Genomic DNA, 24,150 nt, shown 5'->3' on the forward strand with positions numbered 1-24,150 from the left:
CTTTGGTTTTCTGTAAGCCTTGTTAAGGTTTCAAACCTTGACAAGGCTTTTTTTATCAAACAAACAAATTAGCCAAAAGAAATTTCTTTTGAAGTTCTAGTTTTTCTAAAATTTGTTTTTCTGTTTTTATATTTTCCTGCATTGAAGAAAGAAAATTGGCAATTTTAGTTTGCTCTTTTATTGATGGAATTGCAGTTTCATACTTCGAAATATCACTATTTGAAATATTTGGTTGAGCGCTTGCAGTTGGAATTGAATAAATATAACTTACAAAATCTTTGCTTTGAACTAATTGATAGAAAAATTCTAAACAATAATTTGTTCTAAAAGTAGCAACTCGTTGATTAATATAGGCTTTTCCATTACAGCTTATTTTACCAACCTTACCAAAAGTGGCTCCAGATAGTGCCATCACAAAATCTCCTTTTCTCACCAAATATTTATTATCTGGAATTTCTGAAGAGTAAACACCTTTAAAATCATCTAATTGAATTGTCTTAACAATATCCCCAATTCTCAATACTTTTGTAATTCCTTTATTAAATAATTCGCTCTTAAATGCAAAACCTCCTTGAACAGTTAAAATCTCTCCTAATTGAAAGTAATCCCAATCAGGAAAATAATTCCCTTGTTCATCTTTAAATCTTAACTTCTGAGAAAATACCTTTTCACGACTAGCTTTAATTAAGGTTTTTAATTGTTCAATTATTTTCTTTTGGGTTTGGATTCTTTCATCAACAAGCAATAAAAATGAAGCAATTTTATCTTGTTCGGGAAGATTAGGAAAATATAAATTTACTGAACTTAGTATCTCTTGTCCAACATTAAATCTTGTGCTTCCTCCAGATTTAGAAGTTATATTTTCCCTCGCTGAATTGGTTTTGAGAAGTTTATTAAAAAAAATAGGATTGTAATCTCCAATTTTTTTCCCTCTTATTACAAAACCTCCAAATGTGGCATTTTTATTTTTATCTAAATAGACATTAGCTGTCCCAACTTCTTCTCTAGTTTCTGAACTTCGCTGAAAAAGGATATCCCCATAACTAACCGAAAACTTTTCAATTATTATCTCATCGACATTAACTTTACCAACTATATTGTCGTATGTGATAAAGTCATTTGATAAAATATCTAATACGTTAATGAACTTAATCCCTGAACCATATTGTTCTTTAGAAGCATTAATTCCGTTTTTAAACTCAAGTAATTCTCCTAATGTTTTATTCTCCCAGTTCTCCTCAAACCCTTTAAATCTAAGCTTTGGTAATAAATTAGGAAAATTCTTTACACTTTTATTTTCTTCTGTCATCTTGATTATTTATTTGTTAAAATTCTAAGCCTTGAGGATTTTATTAAGCCAAAAATAAATTAGCCTACTAATCCTAATTCTTTCAAATAAACTTCAATTTCAGAATCCAGTTGAGTACGCTTTGCTTCAAGTTCTTTAATTTCAGCCATTACCGCTTGAATATCAATTTCCTCTTCTTCCTCAAAAGTATCCACATAACGAGGAATATTTAGATTGTAATCATTACCAGCAACTTCCTGCAATGTCGCTTTATGACTAAATTTTTCAGTTACTGTCCGGTTTTGATAAGTATCAACAATTTTATTGATATGAGCATTAAGCAAGACATTTTGATTCTTCTGTTTTTCAAACTCTTTGCTTGCATCTACAAATAAAATATCTTCATCTGCTTCGCGGCATTTCTTAAAAACTAAAATACAGGTAGGAATACTTGTTCCAAAGAAAATATTGGCAGGCAAACCAATTACTGCATCCAAATAATTCTTCTCTTTAATCAGATATTTTCGGATAACCAATTCGGCTGCACCACGGAACAGAACACCGTGAGGCATTACTACTGCCATAATTCCGTTTTCATCCAAATGATGAATCATATGCTGGATAAAAGCAAAGTCTGCTTTTGAACAAGGTGCTAATTTTCCATATTGTGAAAATCTTTCATCCAACAAAAGCAATTCATTAGAACTCCATTTTGCTGAAAAAGGGGGATTGGCTACAATCGCATCAAAAGTTTTATCAAGATGTTGAGGTTTTTCAAGAGTATCTTCCTGACGGATATCAAAGTTGCTGTAATTGACACCGTGAAGAATCATATTCATTCTCGCTAAGTTGTAAGTAGTACGGTTCATTTCCTGACCGTAGAAATCGCTTACTTTTGCTTCACGGGCAACACGCAAAAGTAACGAACCACTTCCGCAAGTCGGATCATATACAGATTTCAATTGTGATTTTCTACTAGTCACAATTCTCGCCAAAATAGTAGAAACTTGTTGCGGAGTATAAAATTCTCCTGCTTTTTTACCAGCTCCACTTGCAAACTGTGCAATCAGATATTCATAAGCATCGCCTAAAACATCCGCATTGGTATCTGATAAATTGAAATCAATATCATCCAGATGATAAAGAACTTTTGAAATCAACGTATTCTTTTCGTCTTCTGTTCTTCCTAATTTGGAAGAGGTAAGATCTAAATCATCAAAAAGACCTTCGAAATCATCTTCACTATTGGTCCCTAATGTTGATTGCTCAATATTATTAAGAATTTTTGTAAGTTCAGCTAAGATGAAATTAGACTTTCCTTCCTGTTTCTGATGTCCTTTTTTAGCAATATTACTGAAAAGTTCAGAAGGTTTTAGAAAATATCCCAAATCTTCAACTACCTCTTCATAAATAGATTCAACGATTTCTTTTCCATCTTCAGAATTTTCGTCAACGTCGTTGTAATCAACCTCTTCTCCCGAGTCTAATAAAATTTTATTAGCTGTAAAATGGATTTTCTCTGAAAGATATTTATAAAAAATAAATCCTAAAATGTAATCACGGAATTCATCCGCATCCATTTTACCACGTAATGTATTCGCTATATTCCAAAGTTGCTGTTGTAACTGACGTTTCTGTTCTTCTGACATATTATCCTTAATTAAAAACTTTAAAGATATTTTATTTTAGATTAAAAAGAAAGAATAGAACTGAAAAGTTTATATAATGTTGATGTCCTAATTGCAACGTATTGTAGTATAAATGAATGACTGTTAAATTTAATGTTCATCCACTATGACAGCTTTAATTCTCATACATACGCATCTTCTCAATCTCCACATTGGCAAATACACAAACACCACAGACATTGCCTTAGTATCCAGCTTATAATCCTTTGAGGAATTATATTGGTCAAAAAAAATAGTGCAACACCAAAGAACACATAATCACCCCACCCCCAACATCCTCGCAATACCCACCGCATCCGCCATAGTATCTATATTATAAATCTGCATCACCCCCTGATTAGCGGCGGCCTGTGTCAGCGAATTTTGTTGATTTTGGTTATTCACTGCGTTTTCAAACAGGATTCCTGTAGAATGTGCCAAAGATTGATATACACTCACTAAAGCAATACTTCCCGCAGCAATATTAGCAGAAAGCAATTCGTTCATTTGATCGGTAGGAATCTGTGGAAGATCATTTTCAGAAACCAAAGAAACGGTATTGTTTTGATAATCGTTATGTACGATATGATACACCTCCAGAATATAATGTACGATTAACTTCGCAGCCTGAAATTCCAACATTCTTTTCAATTCACTAATCTCATCTGCACTTACAAAATCCTCCAGACTATTGACATCGACATCATGAACCGTATACATTGCTTCATCAGTATTAGACTGACTGATCTCAATATCCATTTTTAAAACAACTTTGGATGTATCAGTATTGATAGAAAGTATTTTCGAATCATTCTCCGGTTCAGCAATATCCCCAAGATTATTGAATGGAAGAATGTCGATGTGACAATGCAGGTTCTTCGAATCATCCCGTTTCATCCTTACCACCGAAATTCCTGTGGACTGACGTTTTGGTTCTATGACAAATGACTGATAACCGTCGGATATGCTATTGCTATTTATGCAATGAACAAATCTTATGGTTGGCATTGCTTCAATTTCAGTGGTCTGTGCATTAAATACAAAACGACTGCTGTTATGGTCAGGATTATTCTTGCTAAAATAAGCCGGGTCCTGCTCTTTCTGAAAAGAGAAACCTTTACTTAATTCCTGTAAGGAACGCAGGTTGTCCATTTTAACGGGTTGAGGTTCGTTGGTGTGATTCATGTCTTATGGTGTTAGGTATTCATTAGTTTTTGTGGTCGTCTTTCAGATGAAAATTCCGGTTGATGTATAGGTGACTTTCATCTTCTGGTTTTTCACTCCAAGTTATTCCTCACAAATCTATTAAACAAAATAAGATCACGAATCAGTAGAAAAACTGATTTTCAAAAAAAGAATGCTATTCTCAAGATGTCAATGGTTAAAAATGGTGACAGTAATCCATATCAGAATGGGTGATCACAGAAGACCGTAAAGAATTACATTCCAGAACCTTAGTTCATCATATGGTTTTTCGAAAACTCAGTGATCACTGTAGTAATGAACAGTCTGCCAATGCAATCCGTCCTATTTCTAAGCCACGTGATTTAAAAACCATTTTTTTTGTAAATTTCAACAATAATTTAATATTATTCACTAATACCTAATACCAATGACAACTGAGAACATTTACCTATCCATTAAAAAATGGAAAACTTTAATTGATTCCTATAAGAGCGGAAATGACGCGAATGAAAAGGAGATTCTGGGCTATTTAAACCAGGGAACTCACTTTTCTGTTTCCGGAAATGAGGTCGCATTATGGAAGACGAAGCTTGAAAATGCGGATTCTAAAAGAGTTCATGCTTATCTGGGCATTGATGAAAATAGGCTTAAATTCTTTTTGATCGATTCCAAGAGTGACCGGGAGGCCGATTTCAACAATATCTTTATCAAGGAATTTACCCGCCAGTCTCCGGAGGATCAGGCTCAGAACACCACCAATCTGGAAATTTTGCCACCCATCACTTCAGAATCGGCAATTAACCGCAATTTCCGATGGAATATGTATGCTACAGCGTGGTTAAAAGCCCAGAAGACGGAACCTTTTGTTCAGGTGATCACTATTCCGTTTGAGGATTATGAACGATTAGGCCTCGGGGATAGCGAATCCTGTACGTGTTTCTTTGGGTTAACGGATGAAGCAGAAAAAGGAGACACTGATTTCGCGTATCATATTGAGATCATTACGGTTAAAGATTTAACGATCAATGAAATGAGCAGGACCGCGGAAAACTATTCCACGCCGCGACCTCCTTTTACCGTTGCTGATCCCGTTGACAACTATCAACTCTTGCTCAAAAGCGGTGCTTTCTTATAACAACCTATCCCTCTATTTACAAATACTTATCAACCTGACTTTGCTTACAGGTTTGATCTTGCTTGTAAAAAAAGGGATAAAAATAATGGCGGTGATCACGGTATTTCTCGTCGCAGAATTCACCCTGGAGCTGACAGACCTGATAGACCGCCTGCTGAAACTGAACACGTTGAACACCTACAATTATGCATTGAGCCAGTTTTTCAGCCTGGTGATCCTCACAGAAATTTACAGCAGGTATTTTATTAAGCTCCCGGTCTTCATCAAGTGGATCGTTTATCTTTATGCGTCGGTTTTCCTGATCGTCAATCTGATGGATACACAAAAGGGAACGTGCCCTACTTTTTATTCCAACATCATCAGCAGTATCATCATCTGTAGTTTCGCAGCCGCTTATTTTATGAAAATGCTAAAAAAAGGAAAGGTTGAAAAAAGCCTGTTTATCGTTAATATATTCGTCTTTCTTTTTTTTTCTGTTGAATGCCTGATCTCTACCACTTTTAATTTCTTAGTCACCAACCACCTGGAATGGGTAGCCCCGATCTGGCTTTTCAGAGGGGTTTTGCTGTGGTGTCTTTATCTTGCTTTTATTAACCTGGGATGTCGCAGTGGGAAAATCCGGGCTTGGTAGTTGGATGGATATGGATTGGTATAGGGCTATTTTTTTTAACGACGTTATTGATCACGATATTGATCGTCAACTATCTGAAAAGCATCAGGAAAAACAAGCAAAAAGTAATGCGGCTGGTCCGGAATACACAGACGGAATGCTGGGAAAATACACTGCATTTACAGGAAAGGGACCGGGAACGTCTGGCAGAAGAACTTCATGACAATATCATCTCACGCCTTAACGTCATTCGTTTGAATATCAATAACAAGAATACGGAAGAACTGAATCTGGATCTGAAAACCTCCATGCAGCTGATCCGGGAATTGTCGCATAATCTGACCCCTCCGGATCTGAGTGAAATTGAATTAACGGATCTCATCGCCGATTACCTCGATCAGATCAGCAAGAATATCGAGATCGCCTACCATCATATGGTTTCAGAAGCAGCCCTCAGCAGCCCCGTTAAATTAAACATCTTCAGGATCGTACAGGAATTGATCACCAACGTTTTAAAACACGCCAATGCAACCAGGATTGATGTTTCGCTGCGGGTCTCTCCTGATTATCTGATGCTCACGATAGAGGACAATGGCAATGGTTTTAAACCAGAAACCCATTACAATGGAATTGGTTTAAGAAATATCCAATCCAGAGCTCAGAAGATCCAGGCAGTTTATAAGCTTAAATCAAGGCCGGAAAAGGGGACGAAGTTTATTGCGGCCATGGCGTTGGAGTGAGGGATTGAGAATTGAAAAATTAATATTGAAAATAAAAAATTAAACTTAAAAATTAAATGGAAAATTTAAAAATTAAAATCGGCATCGTAGATGATGACCTTCTTTTTGTACAACTTTTAAAAAATTACATCAATAATGATGAACGTTTTGAGGTGGTACTGACCTCAACAAGTGGTCAGCATTTTCTGAATGAAACAGACAATAATGCTTTGGACGTTTTGATATTAGACCTGAGAATGGCTAATGGTGACGGACTTGAAGTGATGTCTGCATTATCCCAAAAAGAAGCTGACACCAAGATCATTGTCCTTTCCAGTTTTTACCGTCGCTCTTTTATGGGACAAATGCTGAAAATGGGAGCGCATGCTTTCCTGTCTAAAGAAATTGAGCTGGAAGAACTTTTAAATGTTATCCATTCGGTATATCATAAAGGACATTATTTTTCCGATGAGCAGATCGATGTGATGCGGGGTCAGCTTTCCAATAAACTCCCTGAATTTCATGCTTACTCCAAGGATGACCTCACGGACAGGGAGGTTGATGTTCTCAAACTCGTTTGCCAGCAATTAAGTACGAAAGAGATTGCCGACGCTTTATTTATCTCACCCAAAACGGTAGAAACGCATAAAACCAATCTGATGATCAAAACCTGTGTGAAAAACATGGCCGGACTGGTGATCTATGCCGTTCAGAATAATATTGTGGACGCTAATGAAATTGTGCTGTTTGATAAGTAACAGCTGTAAAATAATTGATCAGTGATCATTGATCATCGATACTGAATAGAATACAAATTTTAATAAACCCGTAAAAAAGATTACTAAAACATAAACCTCTTTATTATGGAATTACAAATTTGTATTCTTTCTCAGTATTTATCTTTTTGAGGAGTTTAGCTTCAGGCCTTTTATGGATGTCATACCTATGATTTCAAAACCATGAAATTAATTTAAAGAGCAATTTACTATGGTGGATGCCATGAAATAATAACTCATTACTCTGTATAGTCAAAAAAACTGGTCTTTTTAGTAAGATCCTCTACTGTATGCCTTATACGAGGTAGATTTTGAGATGCTCTGTATGCTGCTGCATTGGCTCTTGCCATGTCAGGAAACAACCTGCTTCCAAAAACCTGATTAAAAGAGGCAAAATTATTAAATCCACCCCCTTTGAGCTTAATGTATACATTACCATCTTTCTCAAAAAATTCGAGGTCTAAGTAGCCACCACTGAAAAAATGCCCTGGCTCTGCAAGATTTCGCATGGTCAAATCTTCATCATTATGGGTCGTTCTTACCTGTCCACCGATTATTGCTGTCGTCACCCCTTCATGAGTTCTTCTTCCCATCAGCTGTCCATCTCCGCCTCTCAAGGCACCGGGCACCGTTCGTCCAATAGAATTCTTTGAAAAATCATATACCGAACGTGCAGTAAGGTTATCGCTAACGGAACCTACCAGTACATTAAACTCAAAATCGTGTTCATTATAGCAGAACTTCCAACCCAACCATCTTCCAAAAATGCGGAGAGGTTCCATTCCCAGGGATCCTACCCTTCCTTCCGGAGACACTATCTCATCCACAAAACGAAGTTGGGGAGCAAATTGTTCCAGTTTTAAGAAGTATTTATAATTAGGCTCATCACTATTCCAGTTGGCCCGGACATATTGAGATGACCGCAACAATAAAGGATACATTATATTTCTCATATCAATTTTATTTTAAGTTATTAAGATTTTGTAATGATTAAAAAAAATCAGGGAGAACCATAACGTCCCCCCTGACATGAAACCTAAAAAACACGCTTTTAACTAAGGATTTAATATTTTAGCGATAGAAACAGCATCTGCTACTGTATCCAGGCTATAGATCTGGATCACTCCTTGTGTAGTGGCTGCCTGACCTAAAATATTTTGTTGGTTTTGTGTATTCACTGCATTTTCAAACATAATTCCTGTTGAATGTGCTGCTGTCTGATACACGTTGCTTAATGCCATTGCTGGAGATTCTGCTACCACTTTTACGTTGGTCTGGGTAACTGCGTCTGTGATTTGTTCGTTAACTGTTGCCATAATGATTATTGTTTATTTGGGTTAAAAAGCAACCGGATGCTCCGGCTGCAAAGATTATTTTTTTACTGTTGCCCGTTTTTAAGGATTCAGTATTTTAGCAATAGAAACAGCATCTGCTACTGTATCCAGGCTATAGATCTGCGTAACACCCTGTGTAGTTGCTGCCTGAGTTACAATGTTCTGCTGATTTTGAGTGTTTACTGCATTTTCAAACATAATTCCTGTAGAATGTGCTGCTGTCTGATATACATTGCTTAAAGCCATTGCTGGAGATTCTGCTACCACTTTTACGTTCGACTGGGTAACTGCGTCTGTGATTTGTTCATTAACTGTTGCCATAATGATTATTAGTTATTTAGATTAAAAACAACCAGATGCTCCGGTTGCCGGGTTATTTTTCTGCGCTTCGCAAAAAAGATTTTTATGGTTTTAAAATTTTTGCCATTGAAACAGCGTCTGCTATTGTATCCAGACTATAGATCTGCGAAATCCCTTGAGTCGTCGCTGCCTGAGTTACAATATTTTGCTGATTTTGAGTGTTCACCGCATTTTCAAACATAATACCTGTTGAATGCGCTGCTGACTGATACACGTTGCTGATCGCCATTGCAGGAGATTCACCTACTACTTTTACGTTCGACTGCGTTACTGCGTCTGTAATTTGTTCGTTAACTTTTGCCATAATGATTATTGTTTATTGGGTTTAGAAACAACTGGTTTTTCCAGCTGTAAGAATTGTTTTTCCGCTTAGCAGAACGGTTTTTAAGGTTTCAATATTTTAGCCATAGCAATTCCATCCGCAATGGTATCTTTGCTGTAGATCTGCGTAATACCTTGTGTAGTCGCCGCCTGAGTAAGGATGTTTTGTTGGTTTTGATTATTTACCGCATTTTCAAACATAATGCCTGTAGAATGTGCTGCTGTCTGATACACGTTACTTAAAGCCATTGCAGGAGATTCTGCTACCACCTTTACGTTCGACTGCGTTACTGCGTCTGTAATCTGTTCGTTAACTGTTGCCATAATGATTATTGTTTATTGGGGTTAAAAAACAACCGGATTCTCCGGTTGCTCGGATTATTTTCTGCTGTTAACAGGAAGGTCTTAAGGTTTCAGTATTTTAGCAATAGAAACAGCATCTGCTACTGTGTCCATACTGTAGATCTGAGTGATCCCCTGTGTAGTCGCTGCCTGACCCAGGATGTTTTGTTGGTTTTGGTTATTTACCGCATTTTCAAACATGATCCCTGTTGAATGTGCTGCTGTCTGATACACGTTACTCAATGCCATTGCAGGAGATTCTGCTACCACTTTTACGTTGGACTGCGTTACTGCGTCTGTAATTTGTTCGTTAACTGTTGCCATAATGATTAATTGTTTTTTTGAGATTGACTCTCGATTAAGAAATTATTTGATTTAAACTAGTTTTATATGGTATTTAACCTCATCGCAGATAATTCGAATGCAACAGATTTCAAAGCATTGATAAAAACTACTAACTGAGGATTAGATATATGGATGACTTCTGTACAATGGTTGAAATCACGATCCGTAAAATCTGCGAGAGTTTAAAATATGTATTTGATGAACTTCAGCGATCATAGCTGAGGCTAAAGAAAAGGATGCGGTTCCTTCTTTTCTTCTACGGTAGACTGCTGTACATAATATACACTTTGAGCTGAGATTGCATTTCCACATGATTGCCCGTTTTGGGAATCTACAGCATTAAAAAAACCGGTGCAGGATGAAAATTTTGACCTAATATATGTTGAGGGGCACCGGCTTCTATTCTACAGAGAAGAAAACCGCATCCGTAATTATTTCTTACTGAAGGTTAAAGACCCTTTTTTAGCATGGCTAATTCCTTGAGCAATTTTCCGGAATGCATCTTTTTAATTCCCATGACCGTATTGCTTATTCCCAATATGCCGTTTTGCTGTTGATGTACTGCAGAATTCATATGCATTAATCCTGTTGATTGTGCACTGACCTGCGAAGAAATAGCACTCGTTACCGAGGTGGACATTCCTAAAACTATCGTATTGATATCGCTCATAATAATTGTTATTTTTGTGATTAGATGTATTATTTCCGCATATTAGCGAGTCGCATTTGCAGCTTGTTCATTCTTTCCGCCACCTTGAATTCTTTCTCTTTTATTTTTTCCTTCGACGTTTCCTGAAGCTTTTTCAATTGCTCTTCGTAATTCATCGTTGGCAGATTGGTGGTTGCAGATGCCTGATAGGCTTGCTGCTGCTTAACAGCTTCTTCCAGTTTTTCCAGTAAGGGAGCCAATGATTTTAATGTCTCTTTGGTCGCTTTATCTTTGATATAATTAATGATTTCATCTTCATGACTGAGAACAAAAGGCATTACATCTTCCACCACTTCAGGTTCTATCACCTCTACAACAATAGGTGGTGCAGGGACAGAGGGGCGAGCCCTATGATTGATTCGTCTTCGCATAGGTTTTAATTTTTAGTGATTGTTGATAAAGGTGGTTCTCCGCAGAATGCACTTCTAGAGCAGATAGCCTATGAAAGCTCCTGCAGCAGTCCAGTCCCTGTTGAGATTCTGAATAACATTGCTTCCGATAATTTCTAAAGCAATACTTCCTGCAATCGCATTCGCCGACATCATTTGCTTCAACTGTTCCGGAGGAAGCGTTAAGATATACTCATCCGGGATTAAAGGTGATCTGCCAGGATTTGCTGGATTTTCATTGATTACAATATCCAGAATTTCCTGAAAATAATGGGCAATTAATTTAGATCCCTGAAACTCTAATTCTCTTTTCAATTCTATAATCTCATCCGGAGTCACCAGGTCGGAAATCGCACTTACATCAACATCGTGAACCGCATATAAGGCTTCACCTGTATTGGATGCAGTAATGGTAATATCTGTTTTGAGTACACATTTCGATTTTTCCAGATTTACAGTAAGCAGCTTTGATTCCGTTTCGGGCTCTGCAATATCTGAGAGGGTACTCAGTGGAAGAATTCTTACGTTGCATAGAAAAGTGTGATGCTCTTCGAGCTTGATCATGATCACAGCTATTCCCGTAGATTTGTCTTTCGGCTCTATCACAAATGACTGATAACTATTAGACCTTCTCCCTTTGGTACAGATCACCTGTCTTAAAATAGGTTGTATATTGATACTTGATGTTCCCAGACTGAATACCGCACGGTCATTGTTATTTTCCAGTTTCTTAACACTGAAATAGGCATTGTCATTGGTTCTTGTCAGATAAATACTTTCGTTCAATTCTTTTAGGGAACGTAAGTTTAAAATTTTGGCAGGTTTAATTTCGCTTGAATAATTCATCTCTTATTTTTTTAAGTTTATCGATTAGTTTTGTTGTTATCGTTTTCTTGGTATGTTCACTTATATGTTGTTCTACAGGAACCACCGCTTCTTTAATCTCAGGTTTTACAAGGGGTTGGGTTAATTTTACAGATTTAAGCACAATTCCATCCCCATGGTCAGCCGCGGTTACATTTTTTCTCATACTATCTTTCTGTGATGAGGTTTCTTCCGTAACCGGTAGGGTCAATCGTTTTTTTTTTCCATATCCTCCTCTTCAGCGGAAACATCTGTAAAAGGGGGCGGACTCTGGATCATGCCGGGCATCGGTGAAGCACTGCCATTAAAGATCGCACCGGAAATTTTCGTTTTTGCTTCAGCATAATCACTTACTATCTTAAATAAGTCCTTCATGATTTCATTTCCGTTTCCTCCCATTGGATCCTGGGCAGAAGCCCCTTCAGCCTTCGCTCCGACACCTCCCGTTGGTGGAAAATAATTTCCATAGGTTAAGAAATTATGAGCTAATTTGCTTAATGCGACTAAACCCACCTGTTCAAATCCTTTTAAAAAGGACTGTAAATCCTGAACCATCATTCCGGTAGACTGATCAATCATAATTTTCGCAGCTCCGGTCATGGGATCGGCCTTTGGCGGCGATAGTACCTCGGTGTTCACAAACACTACCGCTTTCTCTGCCGGAGTGGTAGGATTGGCTTCCTGTTTCTCAATGTTGTTCTCATCCATCGTTGTAAGGTTTTAGATTATCCTTTTAAAATCTTAATGGCATCTGCAACAATCGCAGGGTTAAGCTGATTCAAGTTTTGCTGATTCGTCACCGAATTCTGAATGGAAATCCCACTTGCATGGGTGGCCATCTGATAAAGCATACTCATGGCCTGTGCCGGAGACTCACCAAGCACGGTAACATTAGTCTGCGTAACTGCATCTGTAGTCTGATTGTTTACTGTATCTGCCATATTTTTTGTTTAAATGGTTATTTTAGTTTTAGTTTTTTCTGACATTCTCTAAGATTTCTCTCATCTCAATTCAATCTTTTATTTTATATTGTGATTGTAATCGCAAGTGCATCGTTACTTTCTCTCTTTTGTCTGTTACAAATGTCTTAAACTAAAACAAGTCAACACTCGGGGAAAAAACTGATTTTCAAAAACTAGGGAATTCTCCTAAAGGTGAAATGAATGATAAAATAAAGGGTTGCTCATAAACTTGGATCTCCCTCTGGGTGGGCTTTTGCTGAAAAAAGCACCTCATAAAAAAAGACCATCAATCCCTAAATTGACGGTCTTTTTATTCTTTTATTTACAAAATAACGAGCATAACATACTGTAAAACAGTTTAATAATGTTTTTATACATTCAAAATACAGATTTTATTTTAAAAAATATGCCCTTCAAAATAAGATTTTCATCCTCCAAATAAAAAATTTTTTTCTCATAAACATCGTATTAACCAAGCAGATACCACATTTATTTTTTTATTTATTAAAAAAATAAAATTTAACATATTAAATATAAAATAATCTTATTATTTTTGTTGAATAAACAAAAAATTTGGATAAATTAATACTAATTTCATGATTGTAACAAATAAACAAAAAATTGTCTTTAAGATGAGGCTTCTTTTGACACTTTTGATACTGAATATCTTCTTAATGATAGCAGGATATGTCTTAAGGTCATTGATCCATGAAGATTTACAATTACCTTTATTGGGTGCCTCACTTGTATTTCTGTTACTGATCATAAGCCGTATCATCCGTTTAAGGGTATTTCATTTTGAAAATACGGGAGCTGTATTTTCAATTAAGTCCTACCATCCTGTAAAAAGAGGGATTATATTTCCATCGGTAGATTATCCTGTTAATCGATTACGGGCTTTTAAGATCGAAAAGTCTCTTATGGCAAAGAATATCGTTGTCGAGGTGAACACCCAGCAAAAAGAAAATCCACTCAGAGTAAAGCTTAAAGCTTCAAACATCACTGATAAAGACTATATGCGTATGATCAATTCCTTTACTTAATATTATTTATTTTAAACCACTGATATTTATTTAAATAGAAGTGGTTATTTAATTTTACACCCTTTTTTCGTAAGTTAGCCTCCATAAGAGCACTTCCATTTCAGTGATTATTGAATATGCATAAAGAGTGAAATATAAAGTAATATTTCCACGTGTATTAATTTCCTTACCCATAATTCTGTTTATGGGTTGCAGCACCTCGGGTAACTTTGTCAGATATTCGAGAAGTTATGTTGAGGTTGGAAAGATCATGGATTCGGTTCATCTACCCTATATTACTGATTTAGAACAAGGTGACAAGCACCTTATCGCGATGGGTGTTTCCCATACTTACAATGATAATGATCCTCAGATATCCGAAATAAAACAGACTTATCTTCAATTCAAGCCAGATATTACAATCAATGAAGGTGGGCAGATCACAAAGAAATTTGATTCTGAAAAAGAAGCTGTAGAGCAAAATGGAGAAGTAGGCTTGCTGAAATATTTAAGTGACATAGATCATAAACCATTAATAAATGGAGATATTGAGGACTCACTTGAATTTAAACTGATGTTAAAAAAATATTCAAAGGAAGATCTCCTACTTTACTATATCATGGAACGCCTCGTAATCCCACATCTAAATGGTGCTTATGGCAATAAGACAATTGAAGAGCTGTATACAAAAGCAATCCAAAAGTGGTTTATCCAGGAAGGTTTTCCCGTTGATAAGGAATTACAAAACTTTGAAGGATATAAAAAATTGTATCAATCTAAAATGGGTCATCCTTTTCAATTGAGTATGAATCCTGATATTGAACTTTTTGACTATGTAAATCCAAACTGTACCTATTGTACAATAGGCAGAAACTCTAAAATACTCCGCGATTCTATATTACTGGAAAAAATCTCTTCTGAATTGAAAACACACGGTAAGGTGATGGTAGCATTCGGGCACGGTCATATCTTAGCCATTGAACCGGCTTTAAAAAAAATGATGAAAAAGTTATAATACTTCATCACTCAATTTCAACTTTCAACTTTCATTTTTACATTCTATTGTAACAGATCACCTTTTTATGATCAGGCTTTTATAAGAGTTCATTTACATTCGGGAAATATCGTCAACACAACGGGAAATGCAGGTACTTATAATAATAGGGCACAACGATACCTTTGCTCTACAATATAAATATCTAAACAGATGAAAATGAATAAATTAAAATCGAGCTGGTTGGTACTGGCTGCCATACCGTTTTTTTTATTATCGTGCGACGACAATGATGATAATCCTATGGAAACCGGAATGCCGTCAACGATTACCATAGAAAATGTACTCGACTCTAAGCCTTTAGTGGAATCGGGCGTTTTTCAACACAACGGAGCTTCTCCTGTTATTATGCCTGGAGAATCTACTTCTTTTCAGTTTTCTGCAGCAAAAGGACAGGCGATAAGCTTTGCAACCATGTACGGCTGGTCAAATGACCTTTTCTTCGCTCCTGAAAATCCGGGAATAAAATTATACCAGGATAATGGCACCCCTATTGAAGGTGATGTTTCTTCTCAGATCAAATTATGGGACAACGGAACAAGAATTAACCAGACTCCGGGATCTACAGTAATGCATCCTGGAACAGCAGAAACAACGGCTCAGAATATCACTGAAGTATCGGGAACTGATGCGCAAGGTCATACCTATGCAGCTGCCTCATCATTAATGAAAGTAAATCTGCATTACGAAGGCAATTCAATGTTTACCTTAACCATTACCAATACATCGGGTAATACCTCCAATCCAACCCCCTTCAGTCCGGGAGTATGGGCTATTTCATATATTGCAGGTGGGAATCTTCTTAATCCAGCGCCTCTTTATAAAAAAGGAAGCCCTTCTGTTAACGGTTTGACCAAAATTGCTGAAGCCGGTGACCCTATGGATCTGGGAAATTATATCAAAGGACAAACAGGAATTTTCACTCCACTTTCTCCAATACTGGTGGTCGTTTACAATGGAATCGATAACCCGATTTATAAAACCGGAGAAAATGACAAAGGACAGGGATTAAAAGAACTGGCTCAAAAAGGAGATGCCAGTATATTAGCGGAATATTTAAAGAAAGTTCAGGGAGTTAAACAGGTTTATGTTCTTCCGGCAGCAGGTTCTACGGTATTACTACCAAAAATTGCAGGCCAGTCCGGAGGTAAAGTTTCCCAACAGCTTAATGTAACACCTGGTGATAAAATTGCCATTGCCACCATGTATGGTTTCTCCAATGACTGGTTTTTTGCAACAAAAGGAAGTGGTATAGATGCAACTCAGAAAGGAGATATTTCATCTTCAATCGCTCTATACGATAACGGAACAGCACTTAATCAGTTTCCCGGTGCCGGAATCACTCAATTTAATTTAGCAGGTACGCCATTAACGGAAAGTAAACCTATACAAGAGGTTCCAAACCCAAATGCATTTACCACATTGCCTGCTATTTCAAATATAATAAAGGTAAATCTTCAGTAAACGAAACTGATTATTAATAAAAGATACCTAACAATTGGACATTCAAAAAGTGTCCAATTTTCTCCTAATAAATTGTAAAAATTTAATTCAGATGAAAAATCCAATACGACAAATAAAAACAACCGGCATAGTTGCTTCATTATTCTTTCTGATGCTCACTTCATTGCATGTTCAGGCACAACAAAAAGCAGCTAAAAACATGATACAAAAAGAGGAAATCAGTTTCAAAAACAGCAGCTGGAAGGAAGTAACTGCTGAGGCAATGAAAAGTGGCAAATATATCTTTGTCGATGCCTACACGAGTTGGTGTGGTCCCTGTAAATTATTAAAGTCAACAACCTTTAAAGATAAAACCGCTGCAGCATATTTTAATAAGAACTTCATTAATTATACCGTAGATATGGAAAAAGGAGAAGGTATTCCGCTTGCTAAAGAATGGATGATCAACTCCTACCCTTCCTTGATTTTCTTTAAACCAGATGGTAAGATGGCATTAAAGCAGATAGGATATGTAGACGGTAAAAATCTGATTGAACTGGGACAACAGGCGATCGCAAAAAAATAGTTAATTTTAAGTCATCGGTATGACAGTTTAAATAATTTATCAAAGGAAAAAATGATCCGGAAATACGAAGAAAAATCAACCCTCGCCCGTTTTATCATGCATATAAACAATGAGGATCTAAAAGGGATTGGATTACGGAATGGCATACCGGTTCCGATAAATACTTTTGTGTACAATAAAGGTGAAGCGCAAACGGTAACCATAGATGAAATCGAGTATACCATGCCCGAAGCTTCTATATTACCATTAGTTGCCAGTCTTCATTTTGTTTTTGAACATCCGGATCAACTTATCGCATGGCAGTTTAATCGCGAATTTTATTGCATTGTAGACCATGATACGGAAGTTGGATGCGTTGGTTTTCTATTTTATGGAATACAGCACCCAATGTTTATTAAACTGGGTACAGTAGAGAAAAAGGCAATGATCCAGCTTGAAAAATTATTTCATGATGAATGGAAGTCAAGTGATAATTTTCAGGGAGAAATGCTGCGAACACTACTTAAACAGCTTATCATTAAAACAACACGTATTGCGAAACAGCAATGTGAGAGCTATCAGCAGTTTCCTGATGAAAAAATGGATATTGTAAGAAAATTCATGTTGGTTCTTGAGGGAAACTTCAAGAATGAACATGGTGTTAATTTCTATGCAGCTGCACTCAATAAATCTCCAAAAACACTGAGTAATATTTTTGCTATTTTAAAACAACCTGCTCCATCAAAAGTAATACAAAGCAGAATTATTTTAGAGGCGAAACGTTATCTCCATTATTCGGATAAATCGGTAAAAGAAATTGCCTATGAACTTGGATTTGAAAGCTCGGCTCATTTTAGTCGGTTTTTTAAAATGTATTCCGGAACCAATGCTTCGGAGTTCAGAAGCTCATCAATGACCTTACCCACAAAAATTAATCCTTAAATTAATTTTACAACTTTACGTCTTTCCTTTTATCATATAATTCTGAAAAATGCCTATACTACAAGTATAGTATAACTATAGAAAAATAGTCTCCAGAGGTATGCTGTCTATAAAAATCACCCTTCAGTATGCAGCAGAACTGGAATTCAAAAAGGAAATTCCCGGCAGCATAATATTAAATTCAAATAATTAATATTCAGATAATTATAATTCATAAGTATTTCTACGGACCATCTTATTTGGTTATTTCTACTCTAAAATTCACTTCTTTTTGTTTGTTACTTTGAATTGTTCAATCAGAGTAAAACACAGGCCAAGTCAAAAAAGCCTTTTCATAAAAGAATAACAATTAACCAAAAAAACAAAACCATGGACACTATTGAAATTATCAAAACCGGAGTGGGTTTCAGCGACCCTTTTGAACCTATTGTTTCAGATCTAAAAGGAGAAGCAAAAGAATCGTATTCAATCGAAGTATCAGGACAGGGACAGCTTACAGGACTTTCCTATACCATTCCTGCACACACTGAAGGAAGAATCACAGCAACGCTTCAGATATCTGCTTTATCAAGTCAGGATGTAAAAGATCTTAATAACCTGGCACTGGGTATGCTGGAAGCATCTTACCAAGAAGAAGTTAAAGAATATGAGAAAACATCGGCCAGTGCCAACCTATCCGTTTGGACCTGGTTCTTTGGCGGTGGTGGTGCTTCTGCTTCTTATGAAAAAACAAAGGATTCAATGAAATCTAAAGGCCTTACTGAAGCGCAGATCACTACTTTAATGAATGCATTCCTTGAAAAGGCAAAAAACATGTCATCAGTAAAAATTGACTTCTATGTTAATAATTCTGCGAATGACTATTCTGTTTCTGGAGACCTTTATTTATATACCGTTTCAGGATCTATCAGCACTGAAAAAGGAACATCACAATACCGTATGTTAGCTGATCAGGCTTCAGCCGGTGGTCCGCCTCCATCAGGTGGTGGGGCTCCTTCATCAGGAACGATCAAACTGAACTAACACTCACTTTTAGTGAAGATCATTAAAATTCGGGACAGCATCAAAAAAGCTGTTCCGAATTTTGATACTGGTCATATCATCCCATCAACCAACCCAATTAAAAACCAAAATCATGAAACTAAGTAACGAAGAGCTGGCATTACATGATGTAATGGCTGCAAAACTACCTGACCTTATTGAGGAATACTTCAAAAGACCTGAAATAACTTCTGTTGGCGTTTCCCTGAAAACCGTTAATGATGAACTTACCCATCAATTGAGCTATACTTTTGGTGTAAAAAAGAAACTTCCGCTAACAAAAGTATCGAACCCGATTCCGGCCACCATTTCAGGATATCCGACAGATGTTATTGAGCTTGATGTTCAACCTAATACTTTAGCTGAACCTAATCCCGTCATCGAAGCTACCCGTAATGAGAAGACCGATCCATTGATCGGAGGAATCAGCATTTCAGCCAATGGTGCACTCATGCATGGTGGAAGAGAAATAAGAGGTAATGGAACTTTAGGGGTAATGGTCAATAAAAAGAATGATGACAATCCTTATATGATGACCTGTGCCCATGTACTGGTAGGTACTACCACAAAATTGGATGCCGATGTATGTCAACAGTCAAAATGGGAAACCACTTTAGACTACTGCCATGATTGTGCTGCTTTAAAGAGCTATTATCACGAAAATGTTTCTTTTCAAAGAGGCTCATCAACCATCAGCGCATGGCTAGACTGTGCCATTGCAAGAAAAGGATGGTTTAGAAATGCTACTATAGGAAAAGTGTATGGCATAGGAAATGTGATTGGAGGGTTTGCAGTAATCAACGCATCTATCATCGGTGAAGAAGTTTATAAAAGTGGGATTACTACAGAAGTTACCACAGGAGATATTACAAGCATCACAACGTCACTAAGACTTGACAATTTTGATGGAACAGAGGTAATTGCCACCAATCTGACCATGGTAAGAGGGAGATCAGGACGTTTTTCCAATTCAGGAGATTCCGGATCAGCTGTCTTTACAACAAATGGTTCTCTATTGGTAGGCATACTTGGTGGGTCAACAGTTTCCGGAGATCAGGCCTTTGTCTCTCCTTCCGATGCTATTCTCAGCAAGTGGCCAGGTCTTAGCTTTTAGAATTAAAAATCCTTTTCAATTATATCATTTATACTTTGAAGGTGAGCCAATAGGCTCACTTTTTTTGTTTAAATTTCTTTCAAAAAAATGATTCATATTCTTTTTCATTTTTAAAATAAGGGTAAACCCCCAATTTCCAAAAATGGATGTTTACCCTGTGTAATACCAAAAATTTTAATTTGAAATTTGTGATACAAGTCTATCATTTAAAAAGTTAGATCCTATACTACAGATCATTATTAAAAAATATAACCATATGCCAAATTACAAACAACTTTTAGAAACAGCCACTGCTTATTTGCCAACATCCTTATGGGGATGGATTGCCACCATTGGTGGTACTGCAGCGGCAACTATCATTCCCTCTACCATTTATGATTTTTACCAACGGTATAAGCGTTATGTTCTTCTTGCAGATAACAGTGCTGCTTTTTTGACAGGAGGTGGAATTCACGGTATGGACAATAATGCAGGCAACAATATCGAACAGCATCTTGACACATTCAGACAAATTAATGGTCTAAGGAATCAGAGACAAGATGATGCCCGGGCCCATCTTTCTCCTTTTGGATTATTCTATTCACAATTTTTAAGGGAGGGACATTCGGACATTGATGAACTTATTGCAAAAAATATAGCAATCATAGCTGCTGGAAGAGATTCCATAACGGATGAAGAGTTTGAATTAGCCCTTCAAAATGCTATTATGGGAGCAACACGCACAAGAGGATCACTCACTTATTTTGCAAGAAAAATAGGAGGACCAATATATAGATTGCTAGGAAGATAATGCTTTTTACCTTTCTATGAGAAACAGCGCTCTGTGATGGAGCGCTGTTTATTTTTATTATGGATTAAGGAAAAATCCGATAAAATCCTTGATGGTCTTAAGTCGTTATGGTGGTTTGTGATACAGGGGTTTCATTCCTTTGTTCCGGCAACTCTTTTCTTCTTCGCCAGAAATAATAGGCAACGATGACCGTTGCAATAGGTACCGCTATACCAAATTCATCCATATAATAATTCGTATGCCCTTTATCTACCGTAAGTGGTGTAAATATTGACTGTATAAAGAGATTATGACTGGCATGAAGGATCGCTGCAGTCCAGAGGCTTCCGGACTTTAACCGGAACCATGTAAAGATGAAACAACAGGCAAAGATCATTACTGTAAAACTGGTAAGGGCCAACCATTTAGGACCACCTGTATTGTAGTTTGAAAAAAGAAGAAGTGGATAATGGTAAAGAGACCATACCACTCCCATCCACAATGAGGTCCCGGTATATGAATTGATCTTAGCCAATTGTGGTGTCAGAAAACCACGCCATCCAATTTCCTCACCTAAAGCTGAACCTACGGAGCGAACCATCCCAAAACTGCTCATCAGTAAAACATAAAGGACAATGACCATCCCATCCGGTAGATCCCATCCCATTCCTTTACCTATTTCTGCTACAAATTCATGATTATAAAAACCACCGGCTCCACTGATCCAGATAACCAGGTAAGGAACAAGAGCATATAAAAGGGGAATACAATAAGCTAAGAGCTGATATTTCGTAAGTCCCCACTTCCAACCCAATGAGGAAATAGGAATTCCTCTTAAACGACAGGTAAGCAATGCTGCTATAGCAGGACACCACATAACTATTGTAGCGTAAGATACGGCTCCACCGCCGAGTTTTCCGGTACGGATGCACATATAATAAACAGGCAGACAAAAAAGTAAAGTTAGTCCCAGATAAAGAGCAACATTCTTTCTGGTCTCGGGTTTAGAGATTGAAGTATTTTCCATAAAAATATTGATTGGTGTAGATTCATAAAAAAATGATAATTAAATAATTAATAAAAGTTTGATATGAATCATTTGAATAAAATTACATTTATTTTATTCATGTTAATCAATTTTTATATTTATATTTTTCCCGTGCTGCTGATTCTGTTTTTACTATTGAAAAAAATGTAAATTAGCCCTCGAAAATCAACTAAAAAATACCTCAGTAGAATAACGAGCGCTATGTCTAAATTAAAGGCCCTTAGAGAAAATAAAAATCTGACACAGGAAGAGTTATCAGAAAAATCAAGAATTTCTGTACGTACTATTCAGCGAATAGAGTCCGGAATTGAACCAAAAGGACACACACTAAGAGCACTGGCAAAAGCATTAGATATACGGGAAGATTTATTACAGGATACAGAGGTCATCATTGAAAAAGATGATGTAAATACAGAATTAAAAGAAGAACAACCTGACATCAATTATTCCCTGATAAAAATAATCAACCTTTCATCACTTCTGTTTATTGTAGTACCACCAATTAATGTATTGGTTCCACTGATACTCATGTTCACCATGAAGCAAAGAAACAGTATTGCCAAACAAATCATTTCTGTTCAGATTCTATGGACCGTATTCGCTCCGATTGTATTTATGTTGGGAATCTTTTTAAAATTGGGGAGACAGTTTACATTGATCATTATGATCGCAATAGTTCTTTCCAATGTATTTATTATTCTTAGAAATGCAGCAGAAATTGACAGATATAAAAAACTTTACTATAAACTGAAATTCAATATGATATAATTCCTGTCAGGACTTTGTCGGGTTTTTGTCGGGCTCATTTTTAAAGCGAAAATATATAAAAATATAATCTTTGTCAAAAATCTTAACAATGACAAAGTATATCCAATACATCTTTTTATTATTAGTTGTTTCCATCAATAACATCTATGCACAATCAGAGAAAAAAGCTACAAATAATGATGAAATGATCTTTAGTAATGACCAGTCCATCGAAAATTGGCTAAAAGAAAATAAAATTCCAACTCTGGGATTAGGTATTATTGAGGACGGCAAACTAAAAGAGGTAAAGGTCTTTGGTGAGATAAAAAAAGGTATTTCAGCACCCAATAACACCTATTTTAATGTAGCTTCACTCACCAAACCAGTAACAGCAATGGTTGCATTACGTCTGATAAGCCTGGGAAAATGGAAACTGGACGAACCCCTTGATCAGTATTGGGTAGATCCAGATCTTATAAATGATCCAAGACATAAAAAACTAACAACAAGAATAATCCTGAGCCATCAGACAGGTTTCCCAAACTGGAGATGGATGAACACTGATAAAAAACTGAATTTTCAGTTTGATCCCGGTACAAAATGTCAATATTCGGGAGAAGGCTTTGAATACCTAAGAAAAGCACTTGAAAAAAAATTTCAAAAATCTTTGGATCAACTCGCTCAGGAATTGATTTTCCAACCTCTCAAAATGAATGACACTAATTACATTTGGGATCAAAATATCAATGAGTCAAGATTCGCCATTGGCTATAATAAAGAAGGACAGCCTTATCCAACAGAAAAAAGGGAAACAGCTAATGCTGCAGATGACCTTCATACTACTGTAGAAGACTATGGAAATTTCCTGATTAGTGTGATGAAAGGTAAAAGCCTGAAACCTGAAATTTTTCAGGAAATGGTCAAAAAACAGGTAAAAGTAAAGGACGATCTTTATTTCGGATTAGGCTTTGCAATGTATGATTTAGGAAATGGTAACTATGCCTTATCGCACAGCGGATCTGATCCCGGTACACGATGCATTGCTTTTTTACTGCCCAATTCCGGAAAGGGAATTCTCATATTTACTAATGTAGATGAAGGACAAAAAATATATGAGAAACTAATTATTCATTACTTGGGAGAAGACGGAAAAAAGATTCTTGAAATAGAAAACAGGTAAATTGGATTTACATCAAAATCCCGAGCTAATGAAAAACAATATTTTAAAAGAAAGGACTTTTTTAAACACAAAGTTTTTGTGATTCTACTGTTTTATTTAAGCTAGCAAAGATGGCTTCGCTTATTAAGCTTGTAGATATAAAAATTCAAAGATTTTTTATAAACTGATGTGATCTTTTATGCGGCATTCTGGTGCTTAAAATAGCTTAGTGTTTAAAAT

General features: G+C 36.5%; 30 protein-coding genes. 14 read left to right on the forward strand and 16 right to left on the reverse strand.

All coding sequences use genetic code 11. The annotated features are described in order from the left end of the window. Nucleotides 1-55: 55 nt before the first annotated feature. The 3 genes from AC3WRL_RS14235 to AC3WRL_RS14245 form a co-directional block, all read right to left on the reverse strand. Complete coding sequence (locus tag AC3WRL_RS14235; RefSeq protein WP_492330590.1) at nucleotides 56-1,309, reverse strand: restriction endonuclease subunit S; 1,254 nt, start codon at nucleotides 1,307-1,309, stop codon at nucleotides 56-58. A 59-nt stretch (nucleotides 1,310-1,368) separates the two neighbouring features. Beyond that, nucleotides 1,369-2,937 carry a type I restriction-modification system subunit M gene (locus AC3WRL_RS14240; protein ID WP_492330591.1) on the reverse strand — a complete coding sequence of 523 codons (1,569 nt, stop codon included), beginning with the start codon at nucleotides 2,935-2,937 and terminating at the stop codon, nucleotides 1,369-1,371. Nucleotides 2,938-3,234: 297 nt separating this feature from the next. Further along, nucleotides 3,235-4,140, reverse strand: coding sequence for a RebB family R body protein (locus tag AC3WRL_RS14245; protein WP_492330592.1), 906 nt, complete (start codon nucleotides 4,138-4,140; stop codon nucleotides 3,235-3,237). 427 nt (nucleotides 4,141-4,567) lie between these two features. On the opposite strand from AC3WRL_RS14245, the gene AC3WRL_RS14250 reads away from it, so the two are divergent. The 4 genes from AC3WRL_RS14250 to AC3WRL_RS14265 all read left to right on the forward strand — a co-directional run bounded on the left by AC3WRL_RS14250 (nucleotide 4,568) and on the right by AC3WRL_RS14265 (nucleotide 7,362). Beyond that, nucleotides 4,568-5,275 (forward strand): hypothetical protein, encoded by a 708-nt coding sequence (locus tag AC3WRL_RS14250; RefSeq protein WP_492330593.1) that lies wholly within the window; start codon nucleotides 4,568-4,570, stop codon nucleotides 5,273-5,275. An 85-nt stretch (nucleotides 5,276-5,360) separates the two neighbouring features. After that, complete coding sequence (locus AC3WRL_RS14255) at nucleotides 5,361-5,906, forward strand: hypothetical protein (RefSeq protein WP_492330594.1); 546 nt, start codon at nucleotides 5,361-5,363, stop codon at nucleotides 5,904-5,906. Further along, nucleotides 5,876-6,625, forward strand: coding sequence for a sensor histidine kinase (locus AC3WRL_RS14260; protein ID WP_492330595.1), 750 nt, complete (start codon nucleotides 5,876-5,878; stop codon nucleotides 6,623-6,625). Before AC3WRL_RS14255 ends, AC3WRL_RS14260 begins: the two co-directional genes overlap by 31 nt. 56 nt (nucleotides 6,626-6,681) lie before the next feature. Next, nucleotides 6,682-7,362, forward strand: coding sequence for a response regulator transcription factor (locus tag AC3WRL_RS14265; RefSeq protein ID WP_214826230.1), 681 nt, complete (start codon nucleotides 6,682-6,684; stop codon nucleotides 7,360-7,362). A gap of 257 nt (nucleotides 7,363-7,619) precedes the next feature. On the opposite strand, the gene AC3WRL_RS14270 is transcribed toward AC3WRL_RS14265, so the two are convergent. From AC3WRL_RS14270 to AC3WRL_RS14325, 12 genes are all read right to left on the reverse strand, one after another. Continuing rightward, a complete protein-coding gene (locus tag AC3WRL_RS14270) occupies nucleotides 7,620-8,333 on the reverse strand; it encodes a hypothetical protein (RefSeq protein WP_214826231.1) in 714 nt (237 codons plus the stop codon). Nucleotides 8,334-8,435: 102 nt separating this feature from the next. Next, nucleotides 8,436-8,696 carry a RebB family R body protein gene (locus AC3WRL_RS14275; protein ID WP_251040490.1) on the reverse strand — a complete coding sequence of 87 codons (261 nt, stop codon included), beginning with the start codon at nucleotides 8,694-8,696 and terminating at the stop codon, nucleotides 8,436-8,438. Between the two features lie 78 nt (nucleotides 8,697-8,774). Next, entirely contained in the window at nucleotides 8,775-9,035 is a 261-nt protein-coding gene (locus AC3WRL_RS14280) for a RebB family R body protein (protein ID WP_251040491.1), read from the reverse strand. 82 nt (nucleotides 9,036-9,117) lie between these two features. After that, on the reverse strand, nucleotides 9,118-9,378 hold the full coding sequence (locus tag AC3WRL_RS14285) for a RebB family R body protein (RefSeq protein WP_214826232.1): 261 nt from the start codon (nucleotides 9,376-9,378) through the stop codon (nucleotides 9,118-9,120). An 80-nt stretch (nucleotides 9,379-9,458) separates the two neighbouring features. After that, nucleotides 9,459-9,719, reverse strand: coding sequence for a RebB family R body protein (locus AC3WRL_RS14290; protein ID WP_251040492.1), 261 nt, complete (start codon nucleotides 9,717-9,719; stop codon nucleotides 9,459-9,461). 81 nt (nucleotides 9,720-9,800) lie between these two features. Next, a complete protein-coding gene (locus AC3WRL_RS14295) occupies nucleotides 9,801-10,061 on the reverse strand; it encodes a RebB family R body protein (protein WP_251040493.1) in 261 nt (86 codons plus the stop codon). Nucleotides 10,062-10,530: 469 nt separating this feature from the next. Further along, complete coding sequence (locus tag AC3WRL_RS14300; protein ID WP_214826233.1) at nucleotides 10,531-10,752, reverse strand: RebB family R body protein; 222 nt, start codon at nucleotides 10,750-10,752, stop codon at nucleotides 10,531-10,533. A gap of 29 nt (nucleotides 10,753-10,781) precedes the next feature. Continuing rightward, on the reverse strand, nucleotides 10,782-11,162 hold the full coding sequence (locus tag AC3WRL_RS14305) for a hypothetical protein (protein ID WP_492330596.1): 381 nt from the start codon (nucleotides 11,160-11,162) through the stop codon (nucleotides 10,782-10,784). Between the two features lie 54 nt (nucleotides 11,163-11,216). Further along, the gene (locus AC3WRL_RS14310; RefSeq protein WP_214826236.1) at nucleotides 11,217-12,026 is read right to left on the reverse strand and encodes a hypothetical protein; all 810 of its coding nucleotides are present in this window, start codon (nucleotides 12,024-12,026) and stop codon (nucleotides 11,217-11,219) included. After that, nucleotides 12,004-12,255, reverse strand: a complete 252-nt coding sequence (locus tag AC3WRL_RS14315) for a hypothetical protein (RefSeq protein ID WP_214826238.1) — start codon at nucleotides 12,253-12,255, stop codon at nucleotides 12,004-12,006. Before AC3WRL_RS14315 ends, AC3WRL_RS14310 begins: the two co-directional genes overlap by 23 nt. Then, on the reverse strand, nucleotides 12,252-12,752 hold the full coding sequence (locus tag AC3WRL_RS14320; RefSeq protein WP_214826240.1) for a hypothetical protein: 501 nt from the start codon (nucleotides 12,750-12,752) through the stop codon (nucleotides 12,252-12,254). Before AC3WRL_RS14320 ends, AC3WRL_RS14315 begins: the two co-directional genes overlap by 4 nt. Before the next feature lie 17 nt (nucleotides 12,753-12,769). After that, nucleotides 12,770-12,985 (reverse strand): RebB family R body protein, encoded by a 216-nt coding sequence (locus tag AC3WRL_RS14325; protein ID WP_047400697.1) that lies wholly within the window; start codon nucleotides 12,983-12,985, stop codon nucleotides 12,770-12,772. A 617-nt stretch (nucleotides 12,986-13,602) separates the two neighbouring features. Between AC3WRL_RS14325 and AC3WRL_RS14330 the strand changes: the two genes are divergently transcribed. The 8 genes from AC3WRL_RS14330 (at nucleotide 13,603) to AC3WRL_RS14365 (ending at nucleotide 20,977) form a co-directional block, all read left to right on the forward strand. After that, nucleotides 13,603-14,049 carry a hypothetical protein gene (locus tag AC3WRL_RS14330; protein ID WP_261512751.1) on the forward strand — a complete coding sequence of 149 codons (447 nt, stop codon included), beginning with the start codon at nucleotides 13,603-13,605 and terminating at the stop codon, nucleotides 14,047-14,049. 184 nt (nucleotides 14,050-14,233) lie between these two features. Beyond that, nucleotides 14,234-15,043 (forward strand): hypothetical protein, encoded by an 810-nt coding sequence (locus AC3WRL_RS14335; RefSeq protein WP_492330597.1) that lies wholly within the window; start codon nucleotides 14,234-14,236, stop codon nucleotides 15,041-15,043. 198 nt (nucleotides 15,044-15,241) lie between these two features. After that, nucleotides 15,242-16,546, forward strand: coding sequence for a spondin domain-containing protein (locus AC3WRL_RS14340; protein ID WP_261512753.1), 1,305 nt, complete (start codon nucleotides 15,242-15,244; stop codon nucleotides 16,544-16,546). Nucleotides 16,547-16,637: 91 nt separating this feature from the next. Further along, the gene (locus AC3WRL_RS14345) at nucleotides 16,638-17,111 is read left to right on the forward strand and encodes a thioredoxin family protein (RefSeq protein ID WP_214833857.1); all 474 of its coding nucleotides are present in this window, start codon (nucleotides 16,638-16,640) and stop codon (nucleotides 17,109-17,111) included. A gap of 51 nt (nucleotides 17,112-17,162) precedes the next feature. Next, nucleotides 17,163-18,032, forward strand: a complete 870-nt coding sequence (locus tag AC3WRL_RS14350) for a helix-turn-helix transcriptional regulator (RefSeq protein WP_261512755.1) — start codon at nucleotides 17,163-17,165, stop codon at nucleotides 18,030-18,032. Between the two features lie 369 nt (nucleotides 18,033-18,401). Next, a complete protein-coding gene (locus tag AC3WRL_RS14355; RefSeq protein WP_214833863.1) occupies nucleotides 18,402-19,055 on the forward strand; it encodes a hypothetical protein in 654 nt (217 codons plus the stop codon). Between the two features lie 112 nt (nucleotides 19,056-19,167). After that, nucleotides 19,168-20,187 (forward strand): S1 family peptidase, encoded by a 1,020-nt coding sequence (locus AC3WRL_RS14360; protein ID WP_214833866.1) that lies wholly within the window; start codon nucleotides 19,168-19,170, stop codon nucleotides 20,185-20,187. Between the two features lie 256 nt (nucleotides 20,188-20,443). After that, on the forward strand, nucleotides 20,444-20,977 hold the full coding sequence (locus AC3WRL_RS14365; protein ID WP_492330598.1) for a hypothetical protein: 534 nt from the start codon (nucleotides 20,444-20,446) through the stop codon (nucleotides 20,975-20,977). 97 nt (nucleotides 20,978-21,074) lie between these two features. Here the strand turns inward: AC3WRL_RS14365 and AC3WRL_RS14370 are convergent, their stop codons facing one another. Continuing rightward, entirely contained in the window at nucleotides 21,075-21,983 is a 909-nt protein-coding gene (locus tag AC3WRL_RS14370; protein ID WP_492330599.1) for a CPBP family intramembrane glutamic endopeptidase, read from the reverse strand. Between the two features lie 222 nt (nucleotides 21,984-22,205). On the opposite strand from AC3WRL_RS14370, the gene AC3WRL_RS14375 reads away from it, so the two are divergent. Together AC3WRL_RS14375 and AC3WRL_RS14380 are read left to right on the forward strand one after the other, a co-directional pair. Beyond that, nucleotides 22,206-22,772 (forward strand): helix-turn-helix domain-containing protein, encoded by a 567-nt coding sequence (locus AC3WRL_RS14375; protein WP_492330600.1) that lies wholly within the window; start codon nucleotides 22,206-22,208, stop codon nucleotides 22,770-22,772. A gap of 88 nt (nucleotides 22,773-22,860) precedes the next feature. Continuing rightward, entirely contained in the window at nucleotides 22,861-23,931 is a 1,071-nt protein-coding gene (locus tag AC3WRL_RS14380; RefSeq protein WP_492330601.1) for a serine hydrolase domain-containing protein, read from the forward strand. The last annotated feature ends 219 nt before the right edge of the window (nucleotides 23,932-24,150 follow it).

The sequence above is a fragment of the Chryseobacterium sp. FW101-FHT12H09 genome (genome assembly GCF_058790395.1).